Annotated in this window: 19 protein-coding genes; 10 read left to right on the forward strand and 9 right to left on the reverse strand. The window is 66.9% G+C overall.

The features are described 5' to 3' along the window. Nucleotide 1 precedes the first annotated feature (1 nt). The 4 genes from ACWEWT_RS16970 to ACWEWT_RS16985 are packed head-to-tail and all read left to right on the forward strand — an operon-like array spanning nucleotide 2 to nucleotide 3,223. Nucleotides 2-973: an alpha/beta hydrolase gene (locus tag ACWEWT_RS16970; RefSeq protein WP_452559922.1), complete on the forward strand. Its 972-nt coding sequence runs from the start codon at nucleotides 2-4 to the stop codon at nucleotides 971-973. A 4-nt stretch (nucleotides 974-977) separates the two neighbouring features. Continuing rightward, nucleotides 978-1,499: a DoxX family protein gene (locus ACWEWT_RS16975; RefSeq protein WP_452559924.1), complete on the forward strand. Its 522-nt coding sequence runs from the start codon at nucleotides 978-980 to the stop codon at nucleotides 1,497-1,499. Nucleotides 1,500-1,523: 24 nt separating this feature from the next. Next, nucleotides 1,524-2,363: an NAD(P)-dependent oxidoreductase gene (locus ACWEWT_RS16980; RefSeq protein ID WP_452559925.1), complete on the forward strand. Its 840-nt coding sequence runs from the start codon at nucleotides 1,524-1,526 to the stop codon at nucleotides 2,361-2,363. A gap of 59 nt (nucleotides 2,364-2,422) precedes the next feature. Continuing rightward, nucleotides 2,423-3,223, forward strand: a complete 801-nt coding sequence (locus tag ACWEWT_RS16985; protein WP_452559927.1) for an NAD(P)-dependent oxidoreductase — start codon at nucleotides 2,423-2,425, stop codon at nucleotides 3,221-3,223. 256 nt (nucleotides 3,224-3,479) lie between these two features. Here ACWEWT_RS16985 and ACWEWT_RS16990 read toward each other — a convergent pair whose 3' ends face one another. Beyond that, on the reverse strand, nucleotides 3,480-4,142 hold the full coding sequence (locus ACWEWT_RS16990) for a serine hydrolase domain-containing protein (protein WP_452559928.1): 663 nt from the start codon (nucleotides 4,140-4,142) through the stop codon (nucleotides 3,480-3,482). A gap of 316 nt (nucleotides 4,143-4,458) precedes the next feature. Between ACWEWT_RS16990 and ACWEWT_RS16995 the strand changes: the two genes are divergently transcribed. Further along, the gene (locus tag ACWEWT_RS16995) at nucleotides 4,459-4,959 is read left to right on the forward strand and encodes a cupin domain-containing protein (protein WP_452559930.1); all 501 of its coding nucleotides are present in this window, start codon (nucleotides 4,459-4,461) and stop codon (nucleotides 4,957-4,959) included. 76 nt (nucleotides 4,960-5,035) lie between these two features. Here the strand turns inward: ACWEWT_RS16995 and ACWEWT_RS17000 are convergent, their stop codons facing one another. Beyond that, nucleotides 5,036-5,638 (reverse strand): TIGR03086 family metal-binding protein, encoded by a 603-nt coding sequence (locus ACWEWT_RS17000; RefSeq protein WP_452559932.1) that lies wholly within the window; start codon nucleotides 5,636-5,638, stop codon nucleotides 5,036-5,038. 69 nt (nucleotides 5,639-5,707) lie between these two features. Here ACWEWT_RS17000 and ACWEWT_RS17005 point away from each other — a divergent pair, with 69 nt between their 5' ends. After that, complete coding sequence (locus tag ACWEWT_RS17005; RefSeq protein ID WP_452559934.1) at nucleotides 5,708-6,160, forward strand: MarR family winged helix-turn-helix transcriptional regulator; 453 nt, start codon at nucleotides 5,708-5,710, stop codon at nucleotides 6,158-6,160. Nucleotides 6,161-6,169: 9 nt separating this feature from the next. On the opposite strand, the gene ACWEWT_RS17010 is transcribed toward ACWEWT_RS17005, so the two are convergent. The 5 genes from ACWEWT_RS17010 to ACWEWT_RS17030 all read right to left on the reverse strand — a co-directional run bounded on the left by ACWEWT_RS17010 (nucleotide 6,170) and on the right by ACWEWT_RS17030 (nucleotide 11,067). Continuing rightward, nucleotides 6,170-6,685, reverse strand: a complete 516-nt coding sequence (locus ACWEWT_RS17010) for an excalibur calcium-binding domain-containing protein (RefSeq protein WP_452559936.1) — start codon at nucleotides 6,683-6,685, stop codon at nucleotides 6,170-6,172. 123 nt (nucleotides 6,686-6,808) lie between these two features. Further along, nucleotides 6,809-7,672 carry an SDR family NAD(P)-dependent oxidoreductase gene (locus ACWEWT_RS17015; protein ID WP_452559938.1) on the reverse strand — a complete coding sequence of 288 codons (864 nt, stop codon included), beginning with the start codon at nucleotides 7,670-7,672 and terminating at the stop codon, nucleotides 6,809-6,811. Between the two features lie 14 nt (nucleotides 7,673-7,686). After that, the gene (locus ACWEWT_RS17020; protein ID WP_452559939.1) at nucleotides 7,687-8,604 is read right to left on the reverse strand and encodes an LLM class F420-dependent oxidoreductase; all 918 of its coding nucleotides are present in this window, start codon (nucleotides 8,602-8,604) and stop codon (nucleotides 7,687-7,689) included. A 35-nt stretch (nucleotides 8,605-8,639) separates the two neighbouring features. Next, nucleotides 8,640-9,869 (reverse strand): acyl-CoA dehydrogenase family protein, encoded by a 1,230-nt coding sequence (locus tag ACWEWT_RS17025; protein ID WP_452559941.1) that lies wholly within the window; start codon nucleotides 9,867-9,869, stop codon nucleotides 8,640-8,642. Nucleotides 9,870-9,909: 40 nt separating this feature from the next. Continuing rightward, the gene (locus tag ACWEWT_RS17030; RefSeq protein WP_452559942.1) at nucleotides 9,910-11,067 is read right to left on the reverse strand and encodes an acyl-CoA dehydrogenase family protein; all 1,158 of its coding nucleotides are present in this window, start codon (nucleotides 11,065-11,067) and stop codon (nucleotides 9,910-9,912) included. Nucleotides 11,068-11,210: 143 nt separating this feature from the next. Between ACWEWT_RS17030 and ACWEWT_RS17035 the strand changes: the two genes are divergently transcribed. Beyond that, nucleotides 11,211-12,500: a cytochrome P450 gene (locus ACWEWT_RS17035; RefSeq protein ID WP_452559944.1), complete on the forward strand. Its 1,290-nt coding sequence runs from the start codon at nucleotides 11,211-11,213 to the stop codon at nucleotides 12,498-12,500. 5 nt (nucleotides 12,501-12,505) lie between these two features. Next, nucleotides 12,506-12,709, forward strand: coding sequence for a ferredoxin (locus ACWEWT_RS17040; RefSeq protein WP_452559946.1), 204 nt, complete (start codon nucleotides 12,506-12,508; stop codon nucleotides 12,707-12,709). On the opposite strand, the gene ACWEWT_RS17045 is transcribed toward ACWEWT_RS17040, so the two are convergent. Continuing rightward, entirely contained in the window at nucleotides 12,681-13,109 is a 429-nt protein-coding gene (locus tag ACWEWT_RS17045) for a (R)-mandelonitrile lyase (RefSeq protein ID WP_452559948.1), read from the reverse strand. The genes ACWEWT_RS17040 and ACWEWT_RS17045 overlap by 29 nt on opposite strands. Before the next feature lie 71 nt (nucleotides 13,110-13,180). Beyond that, the gene (locus ACWEWT_RS17050) at nucleotides 13,181-14,203 is read right to left on the reverse strand and encodes a zinc-dependent alcohol dehydrogenase family protein (protein WP_452559949.1); all 1,023 of its coding nucleotides are present in this window, start codon (nucleotides 14,201-14,203) and stop codon (nucleotides 13,181-13,183) included. A 659-nt stretch (nucleotides 14,204-14,862) separates the two neighbouring features. Between ACWEWT_RS17050 and ACWEWT_RS17055 the strand changes: the two genes are divergently transcribed. Continuing rightward, nucleotides 14,863-15,216, forward strand: coding sequence for an effector-associated constant component EACC1 (locus tag ACWEWT_RS17055; protein WP_452559950.1), 354 nt, complete (start codon nucleotides 14,863-14,865; stop codon nucleotides 15,214-15,216). Between the two features lie 12 nt (nucleotides 15,217-15,228). Then, entirely contained in the window at nucleotides 15,229-16,593 is a 1,365-nt protein-coding gene (locus ACWEWT_RS17060) for a hypothetical protein (protein WP_452559952.1), read from the forward strand. Nucleotides 16,594-16,745: the final 152 nt, after the last annotated feature.

Below are 16,745 nucleotides of genomic sequence, written 5' to 3' on the forward strand. Positions count from 1 at the left end.
GGTGACCCTGATCGAAACCGAACCGGTGCCGGCCGATTCCACCGGTCCGCTGCCGGTGGTCGCCGAAGTCCCCGAGGTCGACGGGATTCCGGTCTCCGGTCTGCTGGCCGAGGCAGCCGACCCGCGGGCGGTGGTGGTCGCCCTGCACGGCGGTGCCGTCGATTGCCGCTATTTCGACTGCCCCGGCCACCCGGAGTACTCCCTGCTGCGCACCGGACAGCGACTGGGCTACACCGTGCTGGCACTGGACCGCCCCGGATTCCGGAGTTCGGGCCCCTACGCCGATCTGCTGGAGCGGCCGCAACGCCGGGTGGATCTGATCTACGGCGCCGTCGACGCGGTCCTGGACGGGCTGCCCCGCGGTGCGGGTGTTCTGCTGCTCGCGCATTCGGCGGGTTGTGAGCTCGCGGTCCGGCTGGCCGCCGACCCACGCGGCGCCGAACTGCTCGGGCTCGAACTGGCCGGAACCGGCCGCGAACACCAGCAGGCGGCCCACGACCTGCTCTGGGGTGCCGATCGGATAGCGGGCCGGCGACCACGCGGGGTGGGACGGCTGATCTGGGAACCCGCCCGGCTCTATCCCGAGAACGTGGTCGGCGGCGGCAGCGTATCCGCGTCGGGCTCCTATCTGGAGTCGCGGTCGCTCCACGACTGGGCCGGCCGGGAGTTCCTCGGACTAGCGCCCGATATCCGGGTACCCGTGCGGTACAGCCTCGGCGAATACGAACGGGTGTGGCGTAACGATCCGGCCGAGATGGTCGCCGTCGGCAACCTGTTCACGAGTTCCCCACGAGTCGTGGTGAACCGGATACCCGATACCGGCCACAATGTCAGCCTCGGCCGTACGGCTCCGGCCTACCACCTCGGTGTGCTGGACTTCGCCGAGGAATGCATCATCGCCCGCGGGACCGGAGAGTTCTCCGGGCCCGCCCTGCAATTCGACGGCGACGCGGCGACGCGGCCGGAAAGGTAACCGAATGGACGTCACCGATATCGCGCTGCTGCTGCTCCGTCTGGTGGTCGGCGCCACCATGATCGCCCACGGGGTCAACCACTGGATCGGCGGCGGCAAGATCGCCGGCACCGCGGGCTGGTTCAGCGGCCTGGGATTGCGCAACGGTGTGTTGCAGGCCTGGTTCAGCGTGATCACCGAAATCGGCGCGGGGGCGCTGCTGGTTGTCGGGCTGCTCACGCCGCTGGCGGCCGCGGCGGTCATCTCGGTGATGCTTGTCGCCGCGCTGCTGGCACACCGGAAGAACGGTTTCTTCGTGTTCAAGGACGGCTACGAGTACGTCCTGGTTCTGGCGGTCGTCGCACTGTCCATCGGCGTCCTCGGCCCCGGATGGCTGTCGGTGGATCACGCCGCCGGAATCGAGATCACCGGCTGGGCCGGCGGCGTGATCGCACTCGGGGTCGGGGTACTGGCCACCGCGGGCCTGCTCGCGGTGTTCTGGCGGCCCGGAGCCCCGGAACCGGAGTCGGCGGATGCCGATTCCTGAGCTGTGCGGAGAGAGGAACATCTGATGCGCGTCGGATTCATCGGATTGGGAAGTCAGGGCGGTCCCATGGCCCGCCGTATCGTCGAGGCCGGATATCCGACCACACTGTGGGCACGGCGGGCCGCGACCACCGAGCCGTACGCGGATACCGCGGCGAAGGTCGCCGCCACGCCGGCCGATCTGGCCGCCGAGAGTGATCTGGTGTGCCTGTGCGTGGTCGGCGACGCCGATGTGCGGGAGGTCCTGGAACGCGCGGACGGCGTCCTGGCCGGATTCGCCGGATCGGCGGCCGGACGCGAACAGCCGCCGGTGGTCGCGATCCACAGCACAGTACATCCCGATACCTGTCGCGAACTCGCCGAAATTGCCGCTGCCCAGGGTGTTTCGCTTATCGACGCTCCGGTCAGCGGCGGCGCGCCCGCCGTCGCGGCCGGGCGGCTGCTGGTGATGGCCGGTGGCGACGAGGACACCGTGGCGCGGTGCCTTCCGGTGTTCGAGACCTATGCGAACCCGGTGGTGCACCTGGGCGGAGTCGGCACCGGACAGACCACCAAACTGTTGAACAACCTGCTGTTCACCGCGCATATGTCCACCGCCGTCAGCACTTTGGAACTCGGCACCCGGCTCGGGGTGAGTCCCGAACGGCTCGGCGAGGTGATCGGCAACGGCAGCGGTAACAGTTTCGCGCTCGGGCGAATTCTCGCGGGTGGCGGCACGCTGGACCAGATCGCCGCGCATGCCGGTGATCTGCTGCGCAAGGATGTCCGGCTGATCAGCGAACTGGCGGCCGCGGCCGATATCACGCCCGGGGTCGTGCTCGATACCGCCGACGCCACCCTCGGCCTGATGGGCCGTCCCCGCTGAACCGGCGCCCGCACCGCGTCATCCGCGGTCCGGGGACCCCATGATCGAAGGAGAACCGAGTGCGTATCGGATTCATCGGCGCCGGCCGGATGGGAATCCCCATGATCCGGCGGCTCACGGCCGCCGGGCACAATGTCCGCGCCCTCGGCCGCGGCCCCGAGACGCGCGCCGCGATCACCGCGACGGGCGCGACCGCCGTCGGTTCCGTCACCGAGGCCGGGCAGCACGCCGAGGCGGTGGTGATCTGCGTTTTCACCGACCAGCAGGTCCGTGAGGTGTGCCTGGACAGCGGGCTGCTCGAATCCATGCCGGACGGCTCGATATTGATCCTGCACACCACCGGAAGTCCCGATACCGCCACCGCGGTCGCCGCCGCTCCGGCCGCCGCCGGACGCCATGTGGTCGACGCACCGGTGAGCGGCGGTCCGCACAATATCGCCGACGGTTCGCTCACCGTCTTCCTGGGTGGCTCGACCGAGGCGGCGACACTTGCGCGCCCCGCCCTTGCCGCCTATGCGGACCCGATCTTGACCGTAGGCGAACTGGGCAACGGCCAGCGCGTGAAACTCGTCAACAACTCCTTGTTCGCCGCCCAGATCGGCCTGGTCACCGAGGCCGTGCGGCTGGCCGGGGAGCTCGGGCTCACCGAATCCGAAGTACTCTCCGCCCTACCGCACGCCAGCAGTTCGGGTCGCGCGGTGCAGAGTGTGGCGGCGAAGGGGTCGGTGACCGCGTTCGCCGAGTCGGTGGGTGAGTTCCTGCGCAAGGATGTGGCGGTAGTGCGTGAGCTGGCCGACCGGCTGGGCGCCGATCTCGGCTTGCTCGACCCGGCCATCCGGGCGGCGGTCGGCCCGGGATGAACGAACCCGCTTCGCGGCGGCGGAGCCGACTCGGCTGACAGGCGAACATATCGAGTGCCCGGCGGGACGCTGGTCCCGCGTACACGGTTCGGTCCGGGACCGCGTAGAAGGAAGCGCGCGGATCATCCCGCTGCGACAACACCATCCGTGCGCACAGCGGCACGAACCCGGCCACACCCGTGTTCCGGATGACCGGGTTCGTGCCGCCGGTACGACCGGCGCGCGTCACGCGCGGAGGCGGACGGGTCTGCGGTACTCAGTCCGCCGGACCGGCCGACCCGCCGCCGAAGACCACCTCGATGAGGCGCTGCATCGCCTGCTGGAATGCCGCCGACAGCGATAGTTCGGCGTCGTCCACGTAGTTCAGCGCACCGGTGAGTGTGACGCTGCCGTCCGGTGTGCTGAACATGAGCGCCCCGTGCCCCGCGCCACCGCCGTTGTGCGTGATGACGGTCCGGCCGTCGCCGATGTCGCGCACGAATACTCCGAGACCGTAGTCCATACCGGGGATCCCGGTGGAATGCGGTGTCCGCATCTCGGCGAGCAGTTCGGCAGGCAGGAGTTCGCCGCTGTTCAGGGCGGAGATGAAGGTGTGCAGATCCCGGGTCGTCGAGATCATATCGCCGCCGCTGGAGATCCAGGACGGGTTGTGGCGGGTGACGTCGACCGTCTTCACCTCGCCGGCTTCCTCGTAGCGGTAGTAGGCGTGGGCGTGCGGTTCGGGGATATCCGGTTCGTCGGTGGGCACCACGGTGCCGGTCAGTCCGAGCGGTCCGAGGATCAGCCGCCGCATCTCCGCGGTGACCGAACGGCCGGTGACCCTCTCGATCAGCAACCGGGCCAGCACGTAATCGGTATTGGAGTAGCTCCAGCCCGTCCCCGGCTCGAACCGCGCCGGCCGGGACAACGCCAGCCACACCAGTTCCTCGGGCGATCCCGATACCGCACGGATCGCGCTCCGACCACGCCCGGCGAGCGCGAACTACGCCCGACCGTCCGCAGGTGCAAAGGGAAGGGAAGGATATCGGCAGCGTGGGCCCGGGCCCGGCGTCTCGCACGGGCGGTGGCGTATCACCCGAGTGGAGCGAGCCGGTGGCCCGCTGTCACAGTCGGCGTGCGGCGGCCGCGGTGGCGGAGCCGCGTGTTCGACGGGATGTCACAACCGGCGGGCCTGCTCCGTCGACTCTGCAGCAGACCGAACGGGTGCCGCACCCGCTGAGACCTTTGGAGTTCCGATGACCGCTTCCGCGCATACCGCCGCCCCTGTCCTGGTCCGTTCCGGTGCGGCCGAAGCCCTTCGGGACGGCGCCCTGAGCCTGATAACCCTGCTCGCCGATGCCGGCGATACCGGTGGCGCGCTCACCGCGAACAAGGCGACCCTGCACAAGGGTTCGCCGGGGGCGCCGGCGCATTTCCACACCGCCGCCACCGAGATGTTCCTGGTGCTCGAGGGTTCGGTGCGAATCCTGCTGGGCGAGGAGATCGTCCGCCTCGACCGGGGTGATTTCCTGACCGTGCCGCCCACCGTCGCGCACGCGTTCGCCCCGGCCGTCGATACCGAAGCCGAACTGCTGGTGGTCTTCACCCCGGGGCTGCACCGGTTCGACTACTACCGGTTGCTCGAGCGGGTTCATCGCGGGGCGGCGAGTGTCGAGGAGATCCGCGCGAGTTCGGAGCTCTACGACAACCATTACGTCGACAGTCCGGTCTGGCGGGACGAACTCGCCGGCGCGTGACCGCCGGGAGCCCGCCGCCGCGGGCCGGGCCGGGCGAATCGGAGCATCGTCGGCAGCACGCGGATCCCGGCTGCGGCTACTCGCTTTCCGGCCAGGCGGGCGTCCGGCCGAGGAGCCGGAGTATCCGGTCCAGTGGTGCGCCCGAGTCGCGGTCCGGCAGCGCGCGGGCGAAGGGAGCCCCCGGTTGTTCGCGTTCCGGGCCGTCGGGGACCGATTCGACGATTCGCAGGACGGGTTCGGCGGTCTCCTCGTCCAGTTCGTAGCCGATACCGAGCGCCCGCGCGAGATCCCAGCCGTGCACTACGTAGTCGACGAGATGGAAACCGAGGGCCTGCTGCCCCGGCACGGTCACCTCCGGGCCGAACTCGGGGAGCGCGAAGACGCGTTCCGGGATATCGGGCTCGGCGAAGGCGCTGAGGACCGCTGTCGCGGCAGCGGCGTATTCGGCCGGAGTATGCGGTCCGGGTGGTCGCTCCCGCCAGCGTCCGAGATCGGCGCCCTCACCCTGGGCGCTCGCGGCGAACCCGCGATGTTGCGCCGCCATATGGGCCAGTAGATGTCCCACCGTCCACCCCGCGCACGGAGTCGGAAGGGTGAGCCGGTCGGGAGTCACGAGTTCGGCGGTGGTCACCGTGGCGAGCACCGCCCGGCGGTCGAGTTCCACGAGATCTGTCGTCATACGCGCAACAGTACGCACGCGCGTATCGTAGGTCAATGCTTACGTTTAGCAAGTGGGTAGGTTCTAGCCATGGGAACCACGGACCGTCCGGATCTCGCGGCGATGCTCGCGCCGCTGACCCGCACCCTCATCGCCCTGGAACGACCGATTCTCGAAGCCCACGGTCTGACCATGTGGGCCTATACGGTCCTGATCTCGCTGAGCCGGGGGACCGCCCGCGGCCAGGGTGTTCTCGCTCAGGAGATCGGTGCGGACAAGACCCGGATCATCGCGGTACTCGACGACCTCCAGGAGCGCGGTCTCATCGAACGCACGCCCGACCCCGCCGACCGCCGGGCCCGGCTGCTGGGCCTCACACCGGAGGGCCGGCGGATCGCGGCCGCGGTACAGGCCGAGATCCAGGCCCGCGAGAAGGACCAGATCCTGGAGCAGCTACCCGCCGCCGACCGCCGCGGGTTCCTGAACGCGCTGCGCATCCTGACCGCGCTCCCCCGTGATCCGGACCCCGCCGGGAACGGCTGACCGGACTCGTCAGCTCTCGCAGGCCACTCCGTCACCGTCCCGGTCCAGCCCCGCGCGGTAGCCGGGATCGCCGCGGTACAGCGGCGCGGCGCCTGCCGCCCGCGCCGCTGCGCACGACCGGAAGTACGTGGCCGACGGGGCGGGTGCCGTCGGCGGCGCGGCAGTCGGCTCCGGCAGGACCGTCCCCGGGGCCGGGGGTACCGCGATCGGTGGAGTCGCGGGTACGGCGACATAGGTCGTCGGCACCGGTGCCGACGGCGTACCGGGTACCGCGGGGACGGCGGCGGTCCCGGTATCCCGCGGCGCGGCAGCGGTCGAGGTGGACGGCAGCGCGGCCGCGGAACCGGTCGGCGCGGTACCGGTCGCCGCGACACTGCTCGCCGGCGCGGGCGCACCGCTCACCGCGCCGGGCTGTGGGCTCGTGGTCACGACCGGGGTGACGGCGGGCGGATCGGCACCGGCACCGCAGGCCGACGCGACCGCGCACGCGATCATGACGGTGGCAGCCGATACGAGTCTTCGCATCTCGGTGTCCCCTGTTCGTTGCGGCAGAGGCGCCCCGCGCCCCGCACGATCGATGTGCCGTGTGATCGGCGGGGACACCGGAGATGTTTCAGCGCAACGAGCGCGTGAGCGATCCGGCCCGGATCAGTCCGTACGCCCACTCGCCCGGAGCACCCGCAGCGGCGCGTGATTGGCCCAGCCTTCTTCCGGCCAGTTGAACCAGCCCGCCGAGGCCCGGGTACCCCCGTCGGGATGCAGAGTGGTGCCGGTGAGATAGGACGAGAGACCGGAGGCCAGGAATACCGCGCAGTGCGAGATATCGGTGAGATGACCGGAACGGCCCATGGGTATCGCCACTTTCACGCCCTCCGGATCGGTCATCGCGTTGTCGCCGGTACCGATCCGCGCCAGATTCGGCGTGGGCACGAAATCCGGGGCGATATTGTTGACGCGGATCCCGTCCGGAGCCACCTCGACGGCGAGCGTCCGCCCGAACTGCTCCACCGCGGCCTTCGCCGCCGAGTACACCGCGAAACCCGGTGCGGCGCGGTGCGCTTCGATGGTCGTGATGTTGATGATGCTGCCGCCGCGGCCGCCCGCGCGCATCCGCGGCACAGCCAGTTGACAGGCGTGCAACACATGGGTCAGGTTGGTGCGCAACACAGCGTCCCAGCCCTTCGGGCGAGTGTCGGTGAACGGCGCCCGGAACGTCCCGCCGACCACGTTCACCAGGATGTCGAGCCGGCCCCAGCGCGCGTCGACGGCGTCGAACAGTGCCGCGAGCACCGCCGGATCCCGGGCGTCACCGTGCTGTACGAGGGCATCGAATTCCTGCGCCACCGAGAACTCCCGGAGTTCCGCGACAGCGCCGGGATCGAGATCCAGTACCGCCGGGCGTACTCCGTTGGCCGCCAGATCCGTGACGATCGCCCGGCCCAGTCCCCCCGCTCCTCCGGTCACGACCGCGACGCTGCCGTCGAGACCGCCGCGTTCCTCGAACCAGCCCATTCGGTCCGCCTTTCTCAATCGATGTAGTGCGCGCCGAACGATCTCAGGAAATCGAAGGTGACGGACGGGTCGAGGGTGTCGTGCACACCGGCGCGGGTGGAGACCGTGATCCAGTCGACCCCGGCCCGCGCCAGTTCGGCGAAGGCTTCCCGGTGCGAGCCGGGATCGACGCCGGGTCCGGTGAGGCCGCTGTGGCTGTAGGAATACACGAGGTCGATAGGGCCGGTACGGCCGTTGTCCACGGCCGCCGAACGGATATCGGCGATCTTGCGGGCCAGATCCGCGATGGTGCCCAGTTCCGGGGTGCGGGCCGTGGTACTGAGTTCGGCACCGCCGGACATCGGTATCCAGCCCTGCGCGGCCCGGGCCACCCGGCGCCGGCTCAATGCCGAATTACCGCCGATCCAGATGGGGATGGGCTGCTGAACCGGGGTCGGCCGGGCCTGCACATCGCGGGCACTGAAATATTTTCCGGTGTAGCTGAACGGCTCGCCGCTCCAGTGCAGCGGCAGGACATCCAGGGCCTCGTCGAACAGCGTGTTGCGCTCGTCGAAATCTACGCCTACCGCGTGGAATTCACCCTTGAGATAGCCGGTCCCGATACCGAGGACCGCCCGGCCTCCGGACAATTTGTCCAGCGTGGCCGCCGCTTTCGCCAGCAGCATCGGATTCCGGTAGGGCGCCACCGAGAGATAGGTGATCAACCGGATCCGTTCGGTCAGCGCCGCCGCGTATCCGAGCGAGACGAACGGGTCCAGGGTCTGATGTCCGCCCGCGCCCAGCCAGCGCGCGCCCGGTGCCGGATGCTCACTGAGCGAGAAGCCCGCGAAACCGGCCTGTTCGGCCGCCCGTGCGACCTCGCCCAGCGGTCCCGGGTCCAGGACATCGCCGTCCACCCCGCCGGCTTCGGGGTAGTGGAAGATGAACCGCATTGCTACCTCCGCGTATTCGCTGGGATTCCGGTGTCCTACCGGCCTCGTTTGACCTCGTTGAACGGCACGTCCCGGTCGGCGGTGTACTCCCGCGGCATCCCCAGCACCCGTTCGCTGATCACATTGCGCGCTATCTCGGTGCTACCGCCCGCGAGGCTCCAGGCGGCGCGGAACAGGAAATCGGTACCGATCCGGGCGGTATCGACCGGATCCCCGGGAGCGTGGGTGGCCGCCGCGGCACCGGCGACCTTCACCGCCAGATCGGTTTGCAGCCACGAGTTCTCGGCACTGAACAGGCGGGTGATCGAACCGGCCGCGGGGGGCAGGTCCCCGGCGAGCACACTGCGGGTGATGTGGTCGATGAGCTGATCGCGGACCACCTGCATGGCCCGCGCCTCACCGATATCCTCCCGGACCCGGATATCGTCGAGCTGGCCACTGTCGCGGGCGATATCCAGGATCGGCGATTCCTCACCGCCGATATGCGGGCGGGCACCGCTGAGATAGGGCGAGGTGCCACCGATGGCCGAACGCTCGTGATAGAGCAACCGGGACGCGGCTTCCCAGCCGTTGTCGACCTGACCGATCACGGCATCGTCGCCGAGCGCGACATCGTCGAGGAACTCCTGGCAGAACTCGGTGGACCCGGTGACCTGTTTGATCCGCTGTACGGTCACCCCCGCCGCCCCGATCGGCAGCAGGAACATGGTGAGCCCGCGATGTTTGGGCACCGACCAGTTGGTGCGGGCCAGGCACAACCCGTAGTCGGCCGCGTAGGCTCCCGAACTCCAGATCTTCGAGCCGTTGAGGATCCAGCGGTCACCGTCGCGTTCGGCCCGGGTGGTGAGTCCGGCCAGATCGGATCCGCCGCGCGGTTCGGACAGCAACTGCACGAGCACGATATCGCCGCGCAGTACCGCGGGCAGATACTCGCGCTTCTGTTCCTCGGTACCGAGATCCACCAGTGTGGCGGCACAGATCGACAGGGTCGGCACGTTCAGGATGACCGGCATCTCATAGGCGTAGGACTCCTTGGTGAACGCCTGCTGATGGGCGGGCGTGAGCCCCAGCCCGCCGTACTCCCGGGGAAAGCAGATACCCGCGAAACCACCGTCGTGCAGCATTCGCTGCAGTTCCCGTGCCCGGTCCCATTCCTCTTTGCTGTCGGGTGGGCCCTGATCCGGCGGCGCGGGCGGGAGGTTGTCGCGCAGCCAGATCCGGGCGCGTTCGCGGAACTCGGGTACGGGTTCCAGTTCGGTCGTCATAGCGATGGTGCCTTCCGAGGAGATTCGGCGATCCGCCGCCCTAGGCGGCGACGAGCAGATCGGTGATCCGGCGGCGATGCTCCTCGGGGGTGCCGTAGAGCGCGCGGCCCAATCCGATCCGCCGCAGATAGAGGTGTAGGTCGTGTTCCCAGGTGACCCCGATCCCGCCGTGCAGTTGGACACAGTCCTGTCCGATCACCGGGGCTTTCGCCCCGACATAGGATTTCGCGACGCTGACCGCTTCCGCCGCGGTGGCCGGATCGTCGTCGCAGGCGGCCGCGGCGGCGGTGGCGGTCGCCCGGCACGCCTCGAACCAGGTCTTGTTATCGGCCATCCGGTGTTTGAGCGCTTGATAGGAGGCCAGCGGCCGGCCGAAGGTGTACCGGTCGGTGAGCCAGCCCAGTGTCGCCTCGACGGCTCGACCGGTGGCCCCCACTGTCTCCGCGGCGGTCAGCACAGCGGCGGTGTGCAGTTGGACGCGGACGGCGGCGGCCGCGGTGCGACCGGTGTGCACCACGGCTTCCGCGGGTACTGCCACATCGGCGAAGTCGATCCGGGCGGTCCGGCGGACGAGGTCCAGGGTCCAGGTCGGGGTGACGGTGACACCGGGTGCGTCGGTGGGGACCAGCAGCTGCACCGGGCCGTCCGCACTCTGCGCGGTCACCAGCAGGATATCGGCGCGGTCGCCGGATTCGACGCGATCTTTCACGCCGGTCAGCCGGTATCCGTTCCCGTCGCGGACGGCGCGCGTCCATTCCCCGTCGCCGGGAGCCGCGCCGGCGGCGAGCGCGTCGATGAGGTCGAGACCACGCCCCGGTTCGTATACCGCCCACGAGGCGATCGAGGTACCCGCGGCGATCCCCTCGATCGTCTCCCCCTGCCCCGTCTGCGCGGTCGCCAGTCCCGCGAGGACCGCGTTGGTCGTGACGAACGGGCCCGGCGCGCAGGCTCGGCCGAGTTCTGTTGCCACCAGGGTCAATTCGGTGATCGGCCGGCCGGAGATGGTACCGCCGCCGTATTCCTCCGCGACCAGCATGGCCGTCCAGCCCAGTTCGGCGGCCGAACGCCACCATTGATCGTCGAATCCGGTCCCCGCTTCGCCGAGCGCGCGTACTGTCGCCACCGGAACGGTCCCGTCCAGGAATTCCCGGGCGGTCTGCTGGAAGAGCCGCTGGTCAGCGGTCAGATCAAGGGTCATGTTCGCCGGTCCTCCGGTTGACGCACGGCATACCGTGTGGAAATCTCATACTCACAGATGAGAGTTATATTCTCAAATGCGAAAGTCAACCGGCGGAGCTGCCCGTGGCGGTGGGTGCCGGGCCGATCGAAGGGAACCGTCACGTGAAAAACTTCGAGGATGTCGACTTCTTCCTCGGGCAGGAACTGGTCGCCGACCCCTACCCGTACTTCGACGCCCTGCGCGAACAGTGCCCGGTCACCCGGGAGAAGCACCACAACGTCATGATGGTGACCGGCTACGACGAGGCACTGGAAGTCCTCAACGACGCCGAGCGGTTCTCCTCGTGCATCTCCGTGACCGGCCCCTTCCCCGGGTTCCCCGTCCCCCTCGACGAGAACTCCGATGCCGACGCCCTGATCGCCGAGCACCGCGATTCGCTGCCGTTCAGCGACCAGCTCCCTGCCCTCGACCCGCCGACCCACACCGCGCACCGCGGTCTACTCATGCGCCTGATCACGCCCAAACGCCTCAAGGAGAACGAAGAGGCGATGTGGGACCTGGCCGACCGAATGCTCGACGAGTACCTGGCACCCGGAAAGGGTGAACTCATCCGTGATTTCGCCGGACCCTTCACGCTCTACGTGATCGCGGACCTGCTCGGCGTGCCGCCGGAGGATCAGGAAGAGTTCCTCAACGCGCTGCAGCGTGATCCGCACCGCACCGGGACGGTCGGCAGCACCAGCTCCGACCACGCCATGGAACACAACCCGATCGAATTCCTGTACGAGAAGTTCTCCGCCTATATCGCGGACCGGCGCGAGAACCCACGCGGTGATGTACTGACCAGCCTCGCGGAGGCCACCTTCCCCGACGGCAGCCAACCGGAGGTCATCGATGTGGTACGGGTGGCCGCGAACCTCTTCTCGGCCGGTCAGGAAACCACCGTACGGCTGCTGTCGTCCGGGCTGAAGCTGATCGCCGAGGACCCGGAGCTGCAAACCTGGCTGCGCGGCGATCCCGAACGGATCAACAATTTCATCGAAGAGATGCTGCGGATGGAGAGCCCGGTGAAAGGCGACTTCCGGCTCGCGAAAACCACCAGCACGGTCGGTGGTGTCGAGGTCCCGGCCGGAACGGTCCTGATGCTGGCGAACGGCGGCGCCAACCGCGATCCGCGACGTTTCGAGAACCCGACCGTCTTCGATGCGAAGCGGTCGAATGCCCGCTCCCATATCGCTTTCGGTCGCGGTATCCACACCTGCCCGGGCGCCCCGCTGGCCCGTACGGAAGCGAAGGTGGCGTTCAAACGGCTGCTCGAGCGCACCACCGATATCCGGATCGACGAGAGCGCCCACGGTCCGGCGGATGCGCGCAGTTACCAGTATCTGCCGACCTTCATCCTGCGCGGGATCACCGCACTGCACCTGGAATTCGACCGGACGGAAGGGTAGACCAGATGAAGGTCATCGTCGACGAGGACTCCTGCAAAGGCCACGGTATCTGCACCACACTGTGCTCGGAGGTATTCGCGCTCAACGACTACGGTTACGCCGAAGCCGTCTCCGAGGACATTCCCGAAGATCTGCACGAGGCGGTGCTGACCGCCAAGGACGCCTGCCCCGAATGGGCGATCAAGATCGTCGACGAGACCGAGAGCTGAGGGTTCGGATTCCCGATACCGCCCGCTCGTACTCGGCGGCGGTAACCGGTTCGGCCCAGTCGACATCGTCGCCCTCCCAGAGGGCCAGGTGGGTCATGAAATGTTCGGGCCCGGCGCCGTGCCAGTGCTGTTCGCCCGGTGGGCACCATACGGTGTCACCCGGGTGCAGGACGGCCACGGCGCCGGCACGGGTGACGACCAGCGCGGTGCCCTCGGTGACGTGCAGAACCTGGCCGAGACCGTGCGTATGCCAGTTCGTGCGGGCACCGGGGGCGAAGTGCACGGCGTTGAGCCTGGCCCGCGACGGGTCCGCACCGCGGTAGACGGTGTCGAACCAGACCGGGCCGGTGAAGATATCCGCGGGCGCGGTGGTGGTCGGCGGTTTGCTCAGTATCTCCATCGTTTGTCCCTTCGGAGTCGTCTCGGTGGTGACCTCCGCTCCGGCCGTACCCGCAACGGCCGGAGCGAGGGTCAGACCGTCAGCAGGACCTTGGTCGCGCGGCGCTCGTCCATCGCGCGGTAACCCTCGGCGGCCTGTTCCAGCGGCAGGGTGAGATCGAAGACCTCGCCGGGGTCGATCTCGCCGCGGACGACGAGATCGATCAGCTCGGGCAGGAAGCGTCGCACCGGGGCGGGACCCCCGTGCAGATGGACGCTCGAGAAGAACAGCCCCATACCGTCGAGTTCCACATCATGGGCCACACCGACGTAGCCGATATGGCCGCCGGGCCGCGTGGCGCGAATGGCCTGCATCATCGACTCCTGGGTGCCCACCGCCTCGACGACCGAATGCGCGCCGAGCCCGCCGGTGAGTTCCTTGATCCGGGCCACACCGGCCTTACCGCGTTCCTCGACGATATCGGTGGCACCGAATTTGCGGGCCAGCGCCTGCCGGTCGGCATGCCGGCTCATCGCGATGATGCGGTCGGCACCGAGTTGTTTGGCGGCCAGGACAGCGAGGAGCCCCACCGCTCCGTCACCGACGACCACGACCGTTCTCCCGGGTCCCGCCTCGGCGGCGACGGCCGCGAACCAGCCGGTGCCGAGCACATCGGAAGTCGCGAGCAGACCCGGGTACTGTCCCGGGCCCGGAGCACCCGGTACGGCCACGAGAGTGCCGTCCGCGAGCGGGACCCGTGCCCGTTCGGCCTGGGTGCCGATCGAGCCCATCGGGACGTTGTGCACGCAGCGGCTCTGGTACCCGGCCCGGCAGATCTCGCAGGTGTTGTCCGAGGCGAAGAACGATCCCACCACGAAATCACCGACGGCGATATCCGCCACGTCGGGACCGATCTCCTCGACGATCCCGATGTACTCGTGCCCCATCGGGGTGGGGCCCGTCACCTGCTCCACGCCGCGGTAGGGCCACAGGTCCGACCCGCAGATACAGGTGGCGGCGATGCGGATGACCGCATCGGTGGGCTCGACGATCTCCGGGTCGGGGCGGTCCTCGACCCGCACATCGCCCGGGGCGTACATGATGACTCCACGCATGTTCGGCGTCTCCTTCGGTCCACGGATGTCCGTCACAGATCGTCTCGCCGGATGGCCCGCCACTCGCGGCGCCACGCTGTGGCGCGGGTACCACGGACCGCTCCGGACACACCTCGTGCGGGGGCCGGCCGCCGAAACGTGACGAATACGGCGTGCCCCGGCGGGCGGCCGATCTGCGACGGTGTCCAGTCAACCCCGGTGACGGCGGGACAGGGAGTCTCCCTCGAGGGGTGTACCAGCAGGGCACCCCAGCCGCGGCGGCGTGGACCTACGATTTCGGCATGGGCAATCGGGACGACGTGCGCGAATTCCTGATGTCGCGGCGCGCCAAGATCACCCCCCGCCCGCGCCGGGATCCCGGCGGCGCCCAACCGCCGCGTCCCCGGGCTGCGCCGTTCGGAGGTGGCAGCTCTGGCCGGGGTCACATGTCGTTACGCACTCCTCTGGGAACTCGTCGCTCAGCCCCGAACAGATGAAGCGATCCGTACTGATGACGCCTTGATTTCGACATTTCAAGCCAACTTCGACTACTAGCTTGCCGCCGCTACAGAACCTGCTCTCCGTTTCCGCGATGTCGTATTGCGCATCGCCAGCGAACGCTACGATCATGCAGTCCAGCAGTACCACCAGCAAACCAGCCGAACAAGGACTATTCTTGAATGACGGATCACTCGATCACATTCTCATTCGCCGATACCGATGCCTCCGAGGCAGATGCACTGGCTAGCGATCTCACCGACAGTCTGCGCGAGCAACTCCCTCAGGTCTCTGTGACACGGACCAGGACGAACAAGCAAAACCAGGACTTTGGAGCAACGGTCGTGGCGATTGCGGGAGCCCCTTTCATGATAACGCTGGCCAGCGGTATTGCAAAATGGCTTGCTCGCCGATCAGACGCAAAGCTTCATATGCGAAGAATGGGCGTGGACGGCCAGGAAATCGAAGTCTCTGTGAACGGCCGACTAGGGGCGCAACAGACAAAAAAGTTGATCGAAGAGTTCTTCGCAGATTAGGCGCGCAGAGACATGACCGAACCGGAGATCACCGAAGGGCACCACACACTCGCAATAGTATGCGGAGCCAGCCGCTGGCCGAGGCTGGATAATTTCGAGTCCAATCAGGGATTTGCCAACACCGCCAATCAATTGGTCGGATATCTGACTAGCGAAACCGGATTGCATATCCAGTCCGAAAACCTGCTATGGCTATTCGACTCACCGGAAGGATCTATAAACCAACTTGATCGAATAGATGCATTTCTGGAAGAAAGATTCCAAAATTTCCAAACGGCAGACGGCGCTAAGGTAACGATAGTTCTAACCTACATTGGGCATGGAGCATTCTTCGGACGTGACCGAATATATTGCCTCCTGTTGCGGGATACGCATGAACCACATCTTGCAGCAACAAGCCTCCGTGTTGCCGACATTGCAAACGCCCTGAGATCTCGCGCACCCCTTAGCTCACAATTCATCATTCTTGATGCCTGTTTTGCGGGAATCGCCTTCAGGGACTTTCAAAGCGATGTCCAGCAGATCAGCTATCAGAAGATAGAAGACGCCCTCCTCGAAAATGCCCGGGGCGTTGTCCTGCTTTGCGCAGCCAGCGCAAGAAATCCTGCTCAGCTAGATAAGTCTGGGCTTGCTACGATGTTCGGGAACGCCATACTTCAGGTCCTCAAAGCAGGGGACGCCGAGATAAACGGTGCTATGAGTATGGATCATGTGTACAAACTGACCCGGCGATACCTGGAGAGGTTTGAGAACGCACCTCTACCAGAGATTCACACGCCCGACCGACGCTCGGTCGACCTGGCTAGTGTGCCACTGTTTCCGAATCCGGCAAGGCGCGAAATTGTTGCAACGGGCCATAGACTCGACCAGCAGGTTGTATCAAACTTAAGCAGACACGATTCTTCGGATGAAATTGCCCGACGGCGCAACATGTTAGAGGATGAGCTCAGAATTGCGATGTCGACATTGGCTAACACTGCACGGTCCATGCACGCAGATATAAGCGAACTCACCAGGAATCTGGTCAGTGCATACGAACTCCTTCGAAAGCAACTGGATTTTGAGGGACTTGAGGAAGGAATTGCTAACGACCGAGCGATCGATCTGGGGGGACTCTCTTTACAACATCGGCGAGCTATGCTTATGTGGACAGCGCAAGATATGCTCCGGACCGGTCTTGGAGATGTATCCTCTCACCTGTATGCGCTAGTGGCCCTCGAATCCGCGACGCCGCAAAGTATCAGAGAGTCCTGGAAAATAGTCATAGACGGACTCGAAGACCTGCAAACACAGAATCCTGACGACCCCTGGCACCTAAAGCGAAGGTTGGTTTTCGCGCATTTGCCAGTGGAAGAATATTACAAAAGTCGAGAATAGTGTTTTAAGTTCATCTTCTCAAGCATTTCATCCCACAGGTTTTTGGGGCAGTCATCTCCTGCTGGCGTAACGAGATCGCCCAGCTGTTCGGCGTCCACAGCGCATCGACGCCGGTGAGTAGCTGGCACGGCCGTCACCAAAGGTATAGATCG

Source organism: Nocardia sp. NPDC003963, from assembly GCF_053605105.1.

Coding starts and splice junctions, on each gene's coding strand:
- ACWEWT_RS17005 (WP_452559934.1), top strand. CDS start 5,708: ATGGGAACCACGGACCGTCCGGATCTCGCGGCGATGCTCGCGCCGCTG.
- ACWEWT_RS17025 (WP_452559941.1), bottom strand. CDS start 9,869: ATGACGACCGAACTGGAACCCGTACCCGAGTTCCGCGAACGCGCCCGG.
- ACWEWT_RS17060 (WP_452559952.1), top strand. CDS start 15,229: ATGACCGAACCGGAGATCACCGAAGGGCACCACACACTCGCAATAGTA.
- ACWEWT_RS17050 (WP_452559949.1), bottom strand. CDS start 14,203: ATGCGTGGAGTCATCATGTACGCCCCGGGCGATGTGCGGGTCGAGGAC.
- ACWEWT_RS17040 (WP_452559946.1), top strand. CDS start 12,506: ATGAAGGTCATCGTCGACGAGGACTCCTGCAAAGGCCACGGTATCTGC.
- ACWEWT_RS16980 (WP_452559925.1), top strand. CDS start 1,524: ATGCGCGTCGGATTCATCGGATTGGGAAGTCAGGGCGGTCCCATGGCC.
- ACWEWT_RS17045 (WP_452559948.1), bottom strand. CDS start 13,109: ATGGAGATACTGAGCAAACCGCCGACCACCACCGCGCCCGCGGATATC.
- ACWEWT_RS16995 (WP_452559930.1), top strand. CDS start 4,459: ATGACCGCTTCCGCGCATACCGCCGCCCCTGTCCTGGTCCGTTCCGGT.
- ACWEWT_RS17030 (WP_452559942.1), bottom strand. CDS start 11,067: ATGACCCTTGATCTGACCGCTGACCAGCGGCTCTTCCAGCAGACCGCC.
- ACWEWT_RS17055 (WP_452559950.1), top strand. CDS start 14,863: ATGACGGATCACTCGATCACATTCTCATTCGCCGATACCGATGCCTCC.
- ACWEWT_RS16975 (WP_452559924.1), top strand. CDS start 978: ATGGACGTCACCGATATCGCGCTGCTGCTGCTCCGTCTGGTGGTCGGC.
- ACWEWT_RS17000 (WP_452559932.1), bottom strand. CDS start 5,638: ATGACGACAGATCTCGTGGAACTCGACCGCCGGGCGGTGCTCGCCACG.
- ACWEWT_RS17015 (WP_452559938.1), bottom strand. CDS start 7,672: ATGGGCTGGTTCGAGGAACGCGGCGGTCTCGACGGCAGCGTCGCGGTC.
- ACWEWT_RS17010 (WP_452559936.1), bottom strand. CDS start 6,685: ATGCGAAGACTCGTATCGGCTGCCACCGTCATGATCGCGTGCGCGGTC.
- ACWEWT_RS17020 (WP_452559939.1), bottom strand. CDS start 8,604: ATGCGGTTCATCTTCCACTACCCCGAAGCCGGCGGGGTGGACGGCGAT.